This is a genomic window from Nocardia sp. CC213A, from assembly GCF_030766805.1.
GTDB lineage: Bacteria > Actinomycetota > Actinomycetes > Mycobacteriales > Mycobacteriaceae > Nocardia > Nocardia otitidiscaviarum.
Genome location: NZ_JASFXA010000004.1, coordinates 513,453 through 528,684, shown reverse-complemented (window position 1 = coordinate 528,684; position 15,232 = coordinate 513,453). Strand labels below are relative to the sequence as shown.

Sequence of the window (15,232 nt, the reverse complement as noted above, 5' to 3'; positions counted from 1 at the left end):
GCACGGGGCGATTCATCCGGACGGCAGGGCGATCGACAACGACGACCTCGTCGAGACCGCGGAGTTCAGTCCGGGCGATGTGCTCCGAACTGTACGGCCGGCGATGCCCGCGATCGCCCTCGTCGAGATCGACGACGTTCTGCACCTGCTCACGCGGCCCCAATTGAGCGGTGTCCTGCCACTCAGGCGCGACACCTACCGCGTCGGTACCCCGACAGAGATCATCCGTAACCGACTGCGCAAGCTCGCCATACTGGTGGGACGGCTACGACAAGAACTGGCAGTTCTGAACTTCAGCCACGTGGAGAAATACGCGCTCCAGGATGTCCTTCGAAGTCAACGGATGCGCCACTCGGGCAACGAGATTGGGCACGTATTGGGCACATGCGGCCGACACCGGTGCAAACATGCAGGTCAGGCTGTGCCCTCGGCAGGATTCGAACCTGCGACACCCGCTTTAGGAGAGCGGTGCTCTATCCCCTGAGCTACGAGGGCCTGGGTCGCGGCGCGGGGCGCCGCCTACCTGGACGCCGGGGAGTCTACCGGGTCACCGGGGTGAGGGCAGCATGCATGGGGGTGGGGGTGTTCGTACAGGGGTTTTCGGGGTGGTCAGGGGGTTTGGGCGGTGGGGCGGTGGAGGAGGGCGGTGGCTATGCCGGAGACGGTGCGGTCGGGGTCTCGGGTGAGGTGCTGGAGGGTGGGGGTCGCCAGGGAGGTGGGGAGTTCGGCGAGGGATTGGGTGAGGCGGATTCGGGCGGCGGGATCTGTTGGGTGGGCGGTGAATTCGTTGGTGAGGGCGGTGAGGATGGGGGTGGACCAGGCGGGGTCCTGGGCGAGGGCGCCGAGGATTTCGGCGGCGTCGATGTCGTTGGGGCCGGTGGCCACGGTGTGGACGAGGATGGGGATGGACTTGGTGATGCCGCGGGCGCCCGCGGCCAGGGCGGCGTGGCGGCGGATGCCGGGGTCGGGGTCCGTCAGAGCCTCGGTGAGGGCGGCGGTCGACTCGTTGCCGGGTAGTTCGGCCAGTGCCAGCACCGCGCGCAGGCGGATGGTGGCGTCTGCCGAGCGCAGACCGCGAGCCAGATGCGAGACGCCGTCACCGCCCGCGCGGGCGAGCGCCCAGCGCAGCGCGCCGGCGACATTGGGGTCGGATTCGGTTAGGACCGCGTCGGCCAGCAGGTCGGCGGGCATCGCGGCGTCCTCGGCGGGGGCGAGGACGGCCTGCTGGCGGCGGGCGGCGTTGGGGGAGCGCAGGGCGTGCAGGAGTTCGACGATGCGCAGCACGTCCTGCCAGTCGTCGGGGTTGGCGGCGTCGACCGTGCGGAGGCGGTCCAGCAGTTCGCGTTCGCGGGCCAGCCGGTCCTCGGTTTTCCGGATGAGGTCGCCGACCAGGGTGGCAGGGCTGAATTCGGGATCGTCGAGCGCGCGCCCGATCTCGCGTAGGGACAGTCCCAGGGAACGCAGCCCTTCCACCAGGAAGAGGCGGCGGATGTCGGCGGCCGCGTACTCGCGGTAGCCGCCCAGCGTGCGGCCTGTCGGCTGGACCAGGCCGAGCGAGTCGTAGTGCCGGAGCATGCGGGCGCTCACGCCGAGCCGCCGCGCCACCTCACCGATCAGCACGCAGTCGCCTCCTTCCGATCCGGTCCGAGCGCCACGACCCGGCGCGCCTCGTCGACGGCCAACTCGAAACCGGCGTCCGGATCGCGCAGCAGCCGCTCCGTGGCGCGGGCGTGTGCGTGGACCGCCGCATCCGGGCTCGCGGCCGCCGCGTGCAGAACCGGTTCGATCACCTCGCCCAGCGTGACCAGCGCGCGGCTCAGGCTGAGCTGTAGCTCCCGGTCACCGCGACCGAGCAGCGCACCCAGTTCGGTCGCCAGGCTCGTCCGCTCCGCCTCGGGTACCAGAATGACAGCCGCGCGCCAGGCGCTGCGTGCGACCTCGTCGTCAGCGTCACGAAGCAGTCCGGTGGTGATGTCGGGCCACACCCCGCTGTCCCCGATCTTGGACAGTGTGTGCAGTGCCTGACTGCGGGCCTGCGCGGACTCCGCCCGCAACTCGGCGCGCAAGCGCGGGACGGTGAGCTCCGGCGGATAGCGGGTCAGCGCCCAGGTGAGCATGTCGCGCACGAAGAAGTCCGGCTCGATCGCGCACCGGGCGACGAGTGCGTCGACGACGTCCGGCTCGCGCCGGGTGCCGATCGCCAGTGCCGCCGCGAGCCGGGTGGACGAGTTCTCGGCGGCCAGCCCGGCGAGTAGTCCCTCTCGTGTGTTCATGCCGCCACTGAACACCTTGTCACTGTGACAAGGTCAAGCGCGCGCGGCCACCTCGTAGTCGCCCGGCTCGAACGTGCGGGTCTTCCAGCGGAACAGCACGGTGGCGCCCGGCCAATTGTTGGTGATGCGGCCCGAGGCATTGCGGTACCAGCTGGAGCAGAAGTTCCAGGGAGTGTCCTTCAGCCGGTGCTGGAGCCAATCGTCCCAGGACTGTTCGACATTCGGGCGGGCGGACACGAAGCTGCCCGGCCGCCGCGCGAGATAGCCGATGGCCTGGCGGATGTAGCGGGCCTGCGCCTCCAGCATGTAGATGATGGAGCCGGAACCCACGTTGGTGTTCGGGCCGTACATCATGAACATATTCGGGAAGTGCGGTACGGACATGCCCAGGTACGCGCGGGCACCCTCGTCCGCCCACTCGTCGGACAGTTTGCGGCCACCCAGTCCGTAGATGTTCATCGGCGCGAGGAATTCGGTGCCCTTGAAACCGGTGCCGTAGACGATCACGTCGACCGCGTGCTCGACGCCGTCGGCGGTTCGGATGCCGGTCGGTGTCACCGCCTCGATGGCCGTGGTCTCCACGGTCACGTTCGGCTGCGCCAGCGCCGGGAAGTACTCGTTGGAGAACAGGCCGCGTTTGCAGCCCGCCGCGTAGTCGGGGGTGAGCTTGGCACGCAGCTCCGGATCCGGGACCTGCTTCTCCCGGTGCCGGTCGGCTATGGCGATGACGGGCGACTTGATCGCGGGGATGTCGGTGAGCGCCAGCGCCAGCACCTCGAAGAAGGACCAGATGGCGAACCGCTCCGCCAACCGCACCGGCGGCACGTATTTGAACAGCGCGTGGTGCAGCGCCGAATACTCGGTGTCGAACTTCGGCAGGATCCAGGCCGCCGAACGCTGGAAGAGGGTGAGGTGCTCGACATTCGGCTGAATGGCCGGAATGTATTGAATGGCACTGGCTCCGGTGCCGATGCAGGCCACCCGCTTGCCGGTGAGATCGACGCTGTGATCCCACTGCGCCGAATGGAAGGCCGCGCCGGTGAAGGAATCGATACCCGGCAGATTCGGCATGGCCGGTCGCGACAGCTGGCCCACGGCCGGAATGAGAATGTCGGCGGTGCGGGTCGCACCGTCCGCGGTGGTCACCCGCCAGACGCCCGCCCGCTCGTCGAATTCGGCGTCGGTGACCTCCACGCCGAACTCGATGTGCTCGGGAATGCGGTACTTGTCGGCGACCGCGCGCATGTATTCGTGGATGTCGCGCTGATGTGAGAAGCGGCGTGGCCAATCGGATTTCGGCTCGAACGACCACGAGTACAGCGGGGAGGGCACATCGCAGGCCGCGTTCGGGTAGGTGTTCTCCCGCCAGACGCCGCCCAGATCGGCGGCCTTCTCCAGCAGGGTGAAGTTGCCTATGCCGTGGCGGCGCAGTTCCAGCGCCATGCCCAGGCCCGCGAAACCCGCGCCGATGATCAGGATGGACGGCTCACGACTCATACACCGACGGTAGAGGGCCGGGTGGTCGGTAGCGAAGACATCGCGGGACATGGAATCGGTATTTTCGGCCACCGGTGATCGGTGCGGCGGGGTACACCGGGCGGCACTGTCTCAACCAGCGGGTCTGTGCTCGACTGGACAGCCCAGACAGTAGCGCTTATATTTCACGGAAGAATTTACTTCAATTTGCTTGTCTCGGTACGGGATTGGTGTTTTCTGCGGCGCCGCAGGGGGTGTCGTTGCCCATCGATGCCGTGCTGAGACCTCCGGGTCGGCTCGGCGCTGCGTGGGGCGGCGGCGTGTCGACATTCAGCTTGCGGGCGGCGAAGGTGGGGTTCGCCGCCCGCAAGCTGGCTCACTGACTGCGGCGCACTGCCTTCACTTTCTCTGGTCCGGGCATGTTTGGTACCCCCCGTCACACGATGTCCGAATTCGACTATCCTCGCCGGTTAGTGACCTGTCTCACGGTCACTCAGGGAAGCGCGAGGGAGCGGTTGGAAATGTTGAGCACCATGCAGGATGAGCAGCTGTCGCTGGCGACGCTGTTGCAGTACGCATCCACCTTCCAGGGCGACAGCACCGTGTCCACCTGGACCGGGGAGGGCGTCCGGACGCAGACCTACCGGGAGATCGGGGCCGATGCGGCGCGGCTGGCCAATGCCCTGCGTGGACTCGGCATCGGCGTCGGCGATCGGGTCGGCACCTTCATGTGGAACAACAACGAGCACATGGTCGCGTACGTGGCCGTGCCCGCCATGGGCGCGGTGCTGCACGCCCTGAACATCCGGCTGTTCCCCGAGCAGCTGGTCTACGTGGCCAATCACGCCGAGGACCAGGTCGTGATCGTGGACGGCACGCTGCTGCCCATGTTCGCCCAGTACCTGCCCAGCCTGAAGACCGTGCGCCACGTCATCGTGGCCAACGGCGACGCCGCCGCGCTCACCGCTCCCGAGGGCGTGCGGGTGCACTCCTACGCGGAACTGCTTGCCGCGCAGCCGGATACCTTCGACTACCCGATCATCGACGAGCGTTCCGCCGCGGGCATGTGCTACACCTCCGGCACCACCGGCGACCCGAAGGGCGTCGTCTACTCGCACCGCTCCAACTGGCTGCACGCCGCCCAGGTGTGCGCGCCCAACGGCATGGGCTTCACCGCCGACGACACCGTGCTGGCCATCGTGCCGCTCTTCCACGCCAATGCCTGGGGCATCCCGTACGCCGCGCTCATGTCCGGGTCGAATCTGCTCATGCCCGACCGCTTCCTGCAGCCCGCTCCGCTGCTGGAGATGATGGCCGCGGTCGAGCCCACCTTCGCGGCGGCCGTGCCGACCATCTGGGGCGGGGTGCTGGCCACGCTGGCCGCGCAGCCGCAGGACATCTCGCATCTGCGCACCTGCGTGGTGGGCGGTGCGGCGGTGCCGCCGTCGATGATGCACGCCTTCGAGGAGAAGTTCGGCGTGAAGCTGCTGCATGCCTGGGGCATGACCGAGACCTCGCCGCTGGGTTCGGTCTCGCACCCGCCGACCGGCACCGAGGGCGACGAGCGCTGGGCCTACCGCTACACCCAGGGCCGCTTCCCGGCCGGCGTGCAGGCGCGGCTGGTCGGCGACGACGGCAATGTCGTTCCCAACGACGGTGTTTCGCTGGGTGAGCTGGAGGTCAAGGGACCCTGGATCACCGGCTCCTACTACTCGCCCGACGGCGCGCAGGTCGACCCCGACAAGTTCCGCGACGGCTGGCTGCGCACCGGCGATGTCGGCAAGATCAGCCCCAATGGCTACCTGACGCTGGTGGACCGCTCCAAGGACGTGATCAAGTCCGGCGGCGAGTGGATCTCGTCGGTGGATCTGGAGAACGCGATCGTGGGGCACCCGGCGGTTGCCGAGGCCGCGGTCATCGGCATTCCGGACGAGAAGTGGGATGAACGGCCCCTGGTCGCGGTGGTGCTGGCGGAGGGCGCGGCGGCCAAACCTGAAGAGCTGCGCGAATTCCTGGTCGACAAGTTCGCCAAGTGGCAGCTGCCGGAGTACTGGACCTTCATCTCCGAGGTGCCGAAAACCAGTGTGGGTAAGTACGACAAGAAGCGGCTGCGCGGTCAGTATGCCGACGGCGAGCTGACGGTCACCACGTTGTCCTGATCCATTCCGATCGAATTCCGGTGGCGGGTGCGACTTCTCGGTCGCACCCGCCACCGGCGTCTGTGCTGGCACGGGTGCGCCGTCATGCGTGATTGCCGCCGCGCGTGACAGCCATTACAGTGGAGCCTCAATAGGAACGTCGGCGTTCCCAAAACGTCGACGTTTTCAGCAGCTGTAGTGGAGTCGCGCATGATCGGCACAGGGCATACCGCAACCACCACCGCGTCCAACGGGCTCGCGGCGGTGCAGACGATTTCGGCTCCACTGCACGACGCGCGGGCACTGTCGCAGCGGCTGGTCACGCATTTCACCGAGGCGGTGACCCCCATCGGCGATCTACCCGGTGAGGTGCTGCGCGGCGAGGTCACCAACGTCACCCGGACCTGCGTGGAACTCGCCACCGGCGTCCTCGAGGGCCACGATGTCGAGGACAAGGTCGAACGCCTGCACCGGGCGGGCGCGGAATGGGCGCGCGAGGGCATTCCCATCGGGGCCATCCACCGTGCGGTGCGCGACGGCGTGGAACTCGCCTTCGGGCTGGTGCTGGAGGCCGCCGGACCCGACGACTACGCCCGCCTGATGCTCACCGCCCAGCGGTTCCTGGAGATCCTCGCGCTGATCAACGCCGCCTTCGCGGTCGCCTACGTGCGCGAACACCGGGCGGCGGCGGCCGAACACCACACGGCCGTGCAGACCGTCACCTCCGCGCTGCTGGCCGGACGTTCCGCCGCCACCATGGCGCGCTCCGGGGGAGTGGAGATAGCCGACTCGTATTCGGTGCTGGCCCTGGGTATTCCGGCGCCGCAGCCGCGCCCCGGACTCGATCTCACCGTCGCCGCCCGGCGCACGCTGCGGCGCGTCCAGGCCGCGCTGGCCGCGCACACCGCCGGTCGCGGGCTGTCGCTGCTCGGCACCGAGGGCGGCACCGTGCTGGTGCCCACCCCGGAACCGCTGCCCGTGGCCGATCTGGTGAGCCGACTGTCCGCGGCCACCGGGGTCGCACTGACCGCCACCGTGGTGCACACCGAGACCGGCGGCATTCCGGAGGCGGCCGAGCGCGCGCACGAACTGCTCGATATGGTGCACCGGCTGCAGTGCGCGCCGGGCCTGTACCGGTTCGACGATCTGGCGGTCGAATACCAGCTCACCCGGCCCGGGCCGGGCCGCGAACACCTCGGTGCGCTGCTCGACCCGCTCGACGAGCATCCGGACCTCATGGAGACGCTGCGCACCTACGTCGGCAGCGACCACAGCCGACAGCGCACCGCGCGGGTGCTGGGGGTGCACACCAATACGGTGGACTACCGGCTCAAGCGCATCGCGCAGCTGACCGGATTCGATCCGTCGCGGCCGTCCGGGTTGTGGCATCTGCGGTCTTCGCTGGTGGCGCGGACATACCGGAATTCGGCGGCGGAGGGTGCGGTCGTCGGTAAGCTGCCGTCGCGCGGTAACAACCTGGCGGGCAGGGAATTCCAGCGCATCTGAGCGGGCTGGGGCGCATCCGGAGGCGCGGCGAGTCCGAGGGACGCGGCGAGTCCGAGGGACGCGGCGAGTCCGAGGAGCGCGGCGCATTCGAGAAATGCGGTGTCACCGAGAGAAACGGGGCGACGGTGGGCGTGGACAGTACCCACTGGACACGGCAACGCGCCCCGGCCCTCGCGCAAGTAGGACCGGGGCGCGGAGCACGGCTTCGCCCCGGCGTGGAGCGAGGAATCGAGTCGACGTGCCGGGCGTGATCGACTCGACGCAGCGCGCGCGGCTTCGCCCGGCGTGGAGCATGTGACTGCCCGGCGTGGAGCACGGGACCGCCCAGCGCCGATCGTCGTTACGCCGGTGCGACTTCCGAGTCGTTTCGACGCGGGGTCACCGGCCGGGTATCGGCGGCGATCTCGATCCGCTCCCGAATCGGGCTGCCGGTAACCATTCTCGCGCACAGCTCGGCGAACTCCCGGTGCCGGGCCAGGGCCCGGCGCGAGGTCGCGACCGACCACACCGTATCGATCCCGGCGGGCTGGAGCGGACGGCCCGCGAAACGGTCGGCCAGCCAATCCATCATGACCGGTGCGCCCAGGAACTGCAGGGGCAGATGGGCACTGAGCCGATCGCGCAGATAGTGCACGTGGCCGCCGCCGTACAGGTAGCGCCACACCTGAGCGTCGACATCGCCGACGGCGATCACCTCGTCGTTCACGCCCTGCACGATCAGCATGGGCATATCCGGAACCCGGTGGCCGGGCCGGATGTCGGCGAGGATGCGCCGCATCTCCGGATGGTCGAGGAAGGCGTCGACACCGCCGCGCACGTGGTTGTCGACACTGCGGAAGGCGAGCTTGGCCAGCAGCGGGATGGTGGCGCTGGTCTCCGCGCGCCGCAGCAGCCGCAGGTACTCGGCCGACACCCGGGTGCGCATAACGCGATCCAGCTGCGGATAGGCCCGGCGCAGCCCGGCGGTGAACACCATGGCGAAACCCGCGAAGGCGGAACCGTTCATGCGCACGAAGGCGGCCGCGGGATCACCCACCGGTGAGCCCGCGGCCGCGCCGACGATATCCAGTTCGGGGGCGTAGTCGGTGGCCAGTTCCGCCGCCCAGCTGGTGGCCAGACCGCCGCCGGAATAGCCCCACAGGCCGATGGGCGTACCGGCGGCCAGACCGAGCGGGTCGAAGCGCAGGGCGGCGCGAGCCGCGTCGAGCGCGCGGTAGCCGGGCTCACGGGCCGCGCCGAACCGACCGCCGAGGCCCTCGTGATCGGGGACCGAGACCGCCCACCCGCGCGCCAGGGCGGCGGCGATGAGCGGCAGCTCCAGTTGCGGAATGGCGCCGAGCGCCCGCGCGCCGTGCCGTAACGCATAGGAGGGGAAGCACTTCGGGGCGACGGCATCGATGGCGCACTGAAAGGACACCAGCGGCCGCGGGGCGTCCGGATCGGCCTCCCAGGGCAGCGCGACCGTGGTCACCGCCGCTTCCGGGACGCCGTCCAGATCCCGGGTGCGATACAGCAGCTGCCAGGCCGAGATCCGCTGCGGCATTATGCCGAACAGGCTCAGCTCGACCTGGCGGGAGCGCAGTATCTCGCCGGGTGCGAACCGTTCCAGTTCGGCGGGGGCCGCGTGGAACGGGTCCGCGTCGGGCAGCACCGGCCGGGTGCGGGTGGCGGGTTGCGGGCGGAGCGGCACGGCCGGTGCGGTCTGCGGCATTACAGCTTCCCTCCGCCGCCGATCATCCAGGGGTTGAAACTGCACACCAGCTCCGGATAAGCGACCGGATCGAGTGCGCGCAGCGCGATGGAGATGGAGCGGGGTGAGTACATGATGGTCAGATGGTCGGAGAAGTCCTGCTCGCAGCCTTGCTGGAGGGTGATGTTCTCGACCGTGGCATCCGGCCCCGCCCGCAGGAAGGTCCATTCGTACGGATTGGAGATCTGATCGTGCCGGGTGCCGACCGAGGTGTAGGAGACGCCGGGCACCGTATCGCCATTCGCATTGAGAACCTGGTAGAAGTGTGAACCGGCGGCCTGCTGAATATTGGCCGTCCCCAGAATGGGTTGGTAGAAGCCTAGAATGTTCACGCCCAAATTGGTGATGATCCGGCCCAGTGTGGCAATTCCCAGCAATGAGGTGCCGTGATTCGTCGCACCGAAACCGATAACCTTTCCGACTTTTCCTTCTCCGCCTTCGAATTTCATATACTGGCTCGTCACCGGGCCACCTTGGGAATGGGCGATGACATCGACCTTGTCCGCACCGGTCGCGGCGAGCACCCGGTCGACCAGCGCGGCGAGCTGTTTCGCGGAATCCTCCATCGGGCCGACTCCGTGGCGGCCCGGCAGAATCTGACCGATGCCGCCGCCATCCAGCACGCCGAGTCGGCCGAAGTTCGTTGTGAACACGCAGAATCCGGCGCGAGCCAGTTGTGGCGACAGATAGGCGAAACTGTCGTAGGCATTCAGCCAGGTGCCGTGCACCAGCACCACCGGGCGCGGATGTTCGGCGGTCGGGCGGCAGCTCCAGTCGTTCGCGCCGGGCGGTGCGGCGTCCGGATGGGTGAGCCCGTGCGCGAAGGCGGCCAGGAAGGACGACATCTCCGGACCGCTGCCGCGGGTGTCCGTCGCGAAGCTGCGCGCGGACGACGATCCGGAGCCGCTGCCCGTATCGACGACGAATGTCGGGGTGCGGCCGTCGGCGGCGGGGGCGAGTCCGGATTCGATATAGTGCGCCAGCCCCTCCGGTGTGGCCGGAATTCCCGGTTCGGCGGCGGCCGTCCCGCCCGACATCGCCACCGCCGCGGCGGTAATGCTCGTGAGCGCGGCGCCCACGAGTGTCCGAATACCTCGTTGCATCGGAAACCTTTCGTCATTGTCCCGAACCGGGACCGTCCCGAACCCGAATTCGACGGTAGGGCGGGCGAATCCCGCATGTCACTCACGCTGTGTCAACCGACAAAGCGGCCGGGCGGGAGCGGGTGACGGTTTGTGGCGGGTGACAGGGCTCACTCGGGCAGCGGGTTCGCCAGGGCGATGGCGGTGCGGGTGAACAGCGGGGCCAGCAGCGGCAGCGCGGTCGCGCCGCGCTCGTGCAGACAGTGGCGGACCCGGTCGTCGATACCGCCGAGCAGCATGTCGATGGCCTCGGGATCCGGGTCGGCGGGCAGATCGCCCTCGCGGACGCCGATCCGCGCCACCGCCATGATGTAGTCGGCGAACATGCGGTGCACGCGGGCGCGGTGAGCGACCAGCGCCGGCCCCGCCGCGAGGGTTTCCACGTAGAGCGCCCGGGCCGCGCCCGGCTGGCTCGCCAGGAAGGCCAGGTAGATCTCGAAGGAGATCCGCACCCGGTCGGCGAAGCGCACACCCTCCATGCCGGTGACCGTGTCACGCAGTCCGTCCAGCGCGGCCTGCACCGCGAGATCGTATGCGGCGGCGAAACATTCGTCCTTACCGCCGAACATGGTGTAGAAGGTCCGGCGCGCCACCTTGGCGCGGCCGACGATATCGGCCACGGTGGTCGCCGCGTAGCCGACCTCGCCCACCGACTCCAGTACCGCGGTACACAGCCTGCGGTACTGCGAACTCGTCACCTCTTCGCGGCTGAGCCGATGCCGTCCGCGCGGCAGCGGCCCCGCGGCCTTCTCACTCACACCGCACAGAATAGGTGCGAGTGCGCCTGGACCACCGACCGACTCTCGAGGAGTGGGCTGGTCTCATGTCCGGCGCGCGGGTCCGGTATGGCGGATGTGGTCGTTCCGTTCCGGCGACAGCCGCCGTACGGTGGGGTTGCGGGCGGATGCCAGCACTTGGATGGGCGGGACGAGGAGGGCCGGGTGACGGTCGGGTTGCTCAAAGCGGTGGGGAATCGTGCGTACACCGAGGTCGAATCGGCGCGGCTGGTGCTGCGCACCGGCGTGGTGAGCGTCGAATCGCCCGCGACCATGGTGGCGGCGGCTACCGCCATGCTGCGGTACGGCACCATGGCGGCGGGACTGACGCTGTCGGCGGCCCGGTACGGCAACCGGACGGCCGTCATCGACGAACTCGGATCGCTGACCTTCGCTGAACTCGAGGAGCGGTCCAATCGGCTGGCCAATGCCTGGCGGGCGCGTGGGTTGCGCGGCGGTGAGGGCGTGGCCATTCTGGCGCGCAATCACCGCGGCCTGCTGGACGCGGTGTTCGCCGCGGCCAAGTGCGGTGCGCGAATCATCCTGCTGAACACCGACTTCGCGGGGCCGCAGATCCGGGACGTCGCGACCCGGGAGGGCACCGACCTGCTCGTCTACGACGAGGAATACGGAGAGATGCTCGCCGATGTCGCGCCGCGGCACGGCACCTGGCGCGCCTGGACCGAGAAGACCCGTCCGGACTGCCTGGAAGCGCTCATCGCCGAGGGGGACCCGTCGCCGCCGCCCGCACCCGGGGCCATGCCCAAGCTGATCCTGCTGACCTCCGGCACCACCGGCACCCCCAAGGGCGCACCGCGCGCGGAACCGAAATCCCTGGCCGCCCTCGGCGCGCTGCTGTCGAAGGTGCCCTTCCGCGCGGGCGAGGTCACCGAGTGCTGCGCCCCCATCTTCCACACCCTCGGATTCGCCTGCGCCATGCTGGGTCTCGGCTTCGGCTCCACCCTGGTGATCCGCCGCCGCTTCGACCCGCAGACCACCATCGAGAGCATGGAGCGACACCGGGTCACCACGGTGATCGCGGTGCCGGTCATGCTCGCCCGCATCGTCGACCTCGGCGGTCGCGCGCTGGTCGGCCGGGATCTCACCGCACTGCGCATCATCTTCGTGGGCGGCTCCCAGCTCGGCGCGCAGCTGGCCCGCGACCTGACCGGCCTGTTCGGGCCGGTGGTCTACAACGTCTACGGTTCCACCGAGGTCGCCTACGCCACCATCGCCACCCCGGACGACTTGGCCGTCGAACCCGGCTGCGTGGGCAGCCCCGTGCTCGGTGCGCGGGTGGAGATCCTGGACGACCGGGGCCGTCGGGTACCCACCGGCACCACCGGCCGCATCTTCGTCGGCAACTCGGTGCAGTTCGAGGGCTATACCGGCGGCGGCGACAAGGAACGCGTGCGTGGCCTGATGTCCTCCGGCGACGTCGGCCACTTCGACGCCGCCGGAAGGCTTTTCATCGACGGCCGCGACGACGACATGATCGTCTCCGGCGGCGAGAACGTCTTCCCGGCCGAGGTGGAGGAGCTGCTGCACACGCATCCCGAGATTCGGGAGGCCGCGGTCATCGGCGTCGACGACGAGCGGTTCGGCGCGCGCCTGAAAGCCTTCGTGGTCCGCCATCCCGATGCCACCCTCACCGAGGACGACACCAAAGCCTTCGTGAAGCGGAGCCTGGCCCGCTACAAGGTCCCCCGCGACGTGGTTTTCCTCGACGAACTGCCCCGCAATCCGACCGGCAAGGTGCTGAAGAAACGGCTGCGCGAACTCTGATCTCACCGCCCGACCGCCGCCGCCCGGCCGACGGCCGGAGCACGCGGTACTGTCGATCGACCATCGCGGATGGCCGGTGCACCCGATACCGCGACTAGCGCGGGACCTCGTCACGCCGCCGCGGGTCCTGGAGTTCGATCGCCACCAGCAGGTCGATCAGATCCCCGACACCGCGCGTATTCCGCCCGGTCAGCTCCTGAATCCGCCCCAGCCGGTACTTCGCCGTATTCGGGTGGATGCAGAGTGCTTCCGCCGCCTCGCGCAGATTCATATCGGCGGCGGCGAAGGCGCGGATCGTCGCCGCCAGCACCCCGCCCCGCGAGCGGTCCTCGGCCAGCAGCGTCGCGATGCGCGGGTCCACCAGATGCCGGGCGGTGTCGTCGGCGCGCAGCATCAGGTAGCGGAACGGTGTCAGATGCGGTAGCGCCATGACGCCGCCGTCCTCCGGGAGCAGCTCCAGTGCCGAGCGCGACTCCTGATGTGCCCGTGGCAGATCCGCGATCCGGGTGACCACCGGGCTCACGCCGACGGCGAGCCGGATCCCAGCCGTCCGCAGTTTGTCGTGGGCCGCACGCAGCCGCGCGCACAGCTCGTCGGTGCTGCCGCGGCCGAGCGCCGGAATCGCCACCACCTCGTTGCGGTAGGACCCGGACAGGGTGCGCAGGCCGTTGACCCCCACCCGGGCCAGCGCCGACGCGGTGAGCTGCGTGGCGTCCGAATCGGCGTCGGGCGGATCCAATATCGCCGCGGTCACCACCACCAGCGGTGCGGCGGCGTCGACGCCGATGCCGAAGCCGTGCGCCAGCGACAGCTGCGGACCACGTTCCGGCAGTGCGCCGCTCAGCAGCGCATCCAGCAGTTCCCGGCTCTCGTGGCCGTTCTCGGACTGGTAGCGCTGGAATTCCAGATAGGCGTTGGCCGCCTGGGTGCTGATCAGATCGCAGTACCGGTTCAGCGGCACCACCATCGACAGCGCGGCCTCGCGGTCGTCCTCGGAGTCGCCCGCGTAGTCCATGAGCGATTTCCACAGCGCCTGCTGACCCAGCCGGAAGGCATTGATGTAGTCGACCAGCGCGAGTCCGGACCGCGCCCGCCGCGCCGCCGCCCGCCGCGTGTAGGCGATATCCCCGGGCGTCACCTTCCGATTCTCCAGCAGCGCGGCCAGCCCTATCCGGCACAGCTGGGCGAGTTGATCGTGCACATCGGCGTGAAAGGTCTCATCGCGGGCGGCATAGGCGGGAATCCGGCCCATGATGGCGGCGACGCCGATATCGGCCATGTCGTGCACGTGGTCGAACAGCCGGGTCACGATGCGCGTGCGGGCGGCCAGCACGCTCTCGGAGTAATGCGCGGCCCCGATCGATTGTGATCCAGCGGACATGGGACGGGATTAATCCACGTGTCGCCCCGGCGTGTCAACGCCGGGAATGTGACGCAGACCATGTCCACGGGGGACAAATGCCGTCCGCGAAGTTGGTCCTCCGCGTCCAGTGTGCCCCCTGACCTGCGAATTTACGCTGAGCGAGTTCTATCCCTCCGGTGGCGGGCGCGGTTCGCGCTCGATACCGACGACAGCCCGCCGCCGCGCGGTGGGCCGGAGGACGCATGCTCGAAATCTCCCAACTCACGCTCCGCTTCGGCGGGATCACCGCGCTGTCCGACGTCGGTTTCCGGGTCGCCGCCGGCGGCCTGGTCGGTCTCATCGGGCCCAACGGCGCGGGCAAGACGACCCTGTTCAACTGCCTCACCCGGCGGTACACCCCGGATGCCGGATCGATCGTCTACGAGGGCGCGTCACTGCTGGAGCGGCCGCCCTACGCGCTCGCCGACCTCGGCATCGCCCGGACCTTCCAGAACCTCGGCCTCTTCACCCGCATGTCCGTCCGGGACAACGTGCTCGTCGGCGCGCACCACCGCGCCCGCGCCGGATTCCTGGCGGCGGGGCTGCGGCTGCCGCGGGTGCGCCGCGAGGAGGCACGGCTGCGCGCGGAGATCGACGAACTCCTGGAGCGGTTGGAACTGACCGAGGTGGCCGATCGGCCCGCCGCGGGTCTGCCCTTCGGCACGCTCAAACGCATCGAACTGGCCCGGGCGCTGGCGGTGCGGCCCCGACTGCTGCTGCTCGACGAACCCGTCAACGGCCTCAGCCACGGTGAGGTCGACGAGTTCGCCGAACGGCTGCGCGCCCTGCAACGCGACCTCGGGCTCACCGTGATCGTGGTCGAACACCACATGGGATTCGTCATGGGCACCTGCGAGCACGTCGTCTGCCTGGAGTTCGGCCGCGTCATCGCCGACGGCGAACCCGAAGCCGTGCAGCGGAATCCGGCCGTGATCGCCGCCTACCTGGGCAGCGCCGCATGAGCGCGGGAGCGGTCGCGTGGTC

11 protein-coding genes and 1 tRNA gene are annotated in these 15,232 nt (G+C 69.2%); 4 read left to right on the top strand and 8 right to left on the bottom strand.

The features are described 5' to 3' along the window. Positions 1-422: 422 nt before the first annotated feature. The 4 genes from QJS31_RS10740 to QJS31_RS10725 all read right to left on the bottom strand — a co-directional run bounded on the left by QJS31_RS10740 (position 423) and on the right by QJS31_RS10725 (position 3,770). Positions 423-495: transfer RNA gene (locus tag QJS31_RS10740), tRNA-Arg, on the bottom strand. Between the two features lie 114 nt (positions 496-609). Beyond that, positions 610-1,620 carry a HEAT repeat domain-containing protein gene (locus QJS31_RS10735; RefSeq protein WP_282782845.1) on the bottom strand — a complete coding sequence of 337 codons (1,011 nt, stop codon included), beginning with the start codon at positions 1,618-1,620 and terminating at the stop codon, positions 610-612. Further along, positions 1,614-2,273 carry a HEAT repeat domain-containing protein gene (locus QJS31_RS10730; protein ID WP_282782846.1) on the bottom strand — a complete coding sequence of 220 codons (660 nt, stop codon included), beginning with the start codon at positions 2,271-2,273 and terminating at the stop codon, positions 1,614-1,616. Before QJS31_RS10730 ends, QJS31_RS10735 begins: the two co-directional genes overlap by 7 nt. A 33-nt stretch (positions 2,274-2,306) precedes the next feature. Then, positions 2,307-3,770 (bottom strand): NAD(P)/FAD-dependent oxidoreductase, encoded by a 1,464-nt coding sequence (locus QJS31_RS10725; RefSeq protein WP_306356562.1) that lies wholly within the window; start codon positions 3,768-3,770, stop codon positions 2,307-2,309. Between the two features lie 500 nt (positions 3,771-4,270). On the opposite strand from QJS31_RS10725, the gene QJS31_RS10720 reads away from it, so the two are divergent. After that, entirely contained in the window at positions 4,271-5,908 is a 1,638-nt protein-coding gene (locus QJS31_RS10720; RefSeq protein ID WP_306356561.1) for a long-chain fatty acid--CoA ligase, read from the top strand. A 189-nt stretch (positions 5,909-6,097) separates the two neighbouring features. Beyond that, positions 6,098-7,393 carry a CdaR family transcriptional regulator gene (locus QJS31_RS10715; RefSeq protein WP_306356560.1) on the top strand — a complete coding sequence of 432 codons (1,296 nt, stop codon included), beginning with the start codon at positions 6,098-6,100 and terminating at the stop codon, positions 7,391-7,393. A 340-nt stretch (positions 7,394-7,733) separates the two neighbouring features. On the opposite strand, the gene QJS31_RS10710 is transcribed toward QJS31_RS10715, so the two are convergent. The 3 genes from QJS31_RS10710 to QJS31_RS10700 form a co-directional block, all read right to left on the bottom strand. Continuing rightward, positions 7,734-9,104 (bottom strand): lipase family protein, encoded by a 1,371-nt coding sequence (locus QJS31_RS10710; protein ID WP_306356559.1) that lies wholly within the window; start codon positions 9,102-9,104, stop codon positions 7,734-7,736. Continuing rightward, positions 9,104-10,246: a triacylglycerol lipase gene (locus QJS31_RS10705; protein WP_282782524.1), complete on the bottom strand. Its 1,143-nt coding sequence runs from the start codon at positions 10,244-10,246 to the stop codon at positions 9,104-9,106. The genes QJS31_RS10710 and QJS31_RS10705 overlap by 1 nt, the downstream gene beginning before the upstream one ends. A gap of 149 nt (positions 10,247-10,395) precedes the next feature. Beyond that, positions 10,396-11,043, bottom strand: a complete 648-nt coding sequence (locus tag QJS31_RS10700) for a TetR/AcrR family transcriptional regulator (RefSeq protein ID WP_282782522.1) — start codon at positions 11,041-11,043, stop codon at positions 10,396-10,398. Positions 11,044-11,226: 183 nt separating this feature from the next. On the opposite strand from QJS31_RS10700, the gene QJS31_RS10695 reads away from it, so the two are divergent. Further along, positions 11,227-12,846 (top strand): acyl-CoA synthetase, encoded by a 1,620-nt coding sequence (locus QJS31_RS10695; protein WP_282782520.1) that lies wholly within the window; start codon positions 11,227-11,229, stop codon positions 12,844-12,846. Positions 12,847-12,940: 94 nt separating this feature from the next. On the opposite strand, the gene QJS31_RS10690 is transcribed toward QJS31_RS10695, so the two are convergent. After that, entirely contained in the window at positions 12,941-14,227 is a 1,287-nt protein-coding gene (locus QJS31_RS10690) for a CdaR family transcriptional regulator (protein WP_282782518.1), read from the bottom strand. A gap of 224 nt (positions 14,228-14,451) precedes the next feature. Here QJS31_RS10690 and QJS31_RS10685 point away from each other — a divergent pair, with 224 nt between their 5' ends. Next, the gene (locus tag QJS31_RS10685; protein WP_282782516.1) at positions 14,452-15,210 is read left to right on the top strand and encodes an ABC transporter ATP-binding protein; all 759 of its coding nucleotides are present in this window, start codon (positions 14,452-14,454) and stop codon (positions 15,208-15,210) included. The last annotated feature ends 22 nt before the right edge of the window (positions 15,211-15,232 follow it).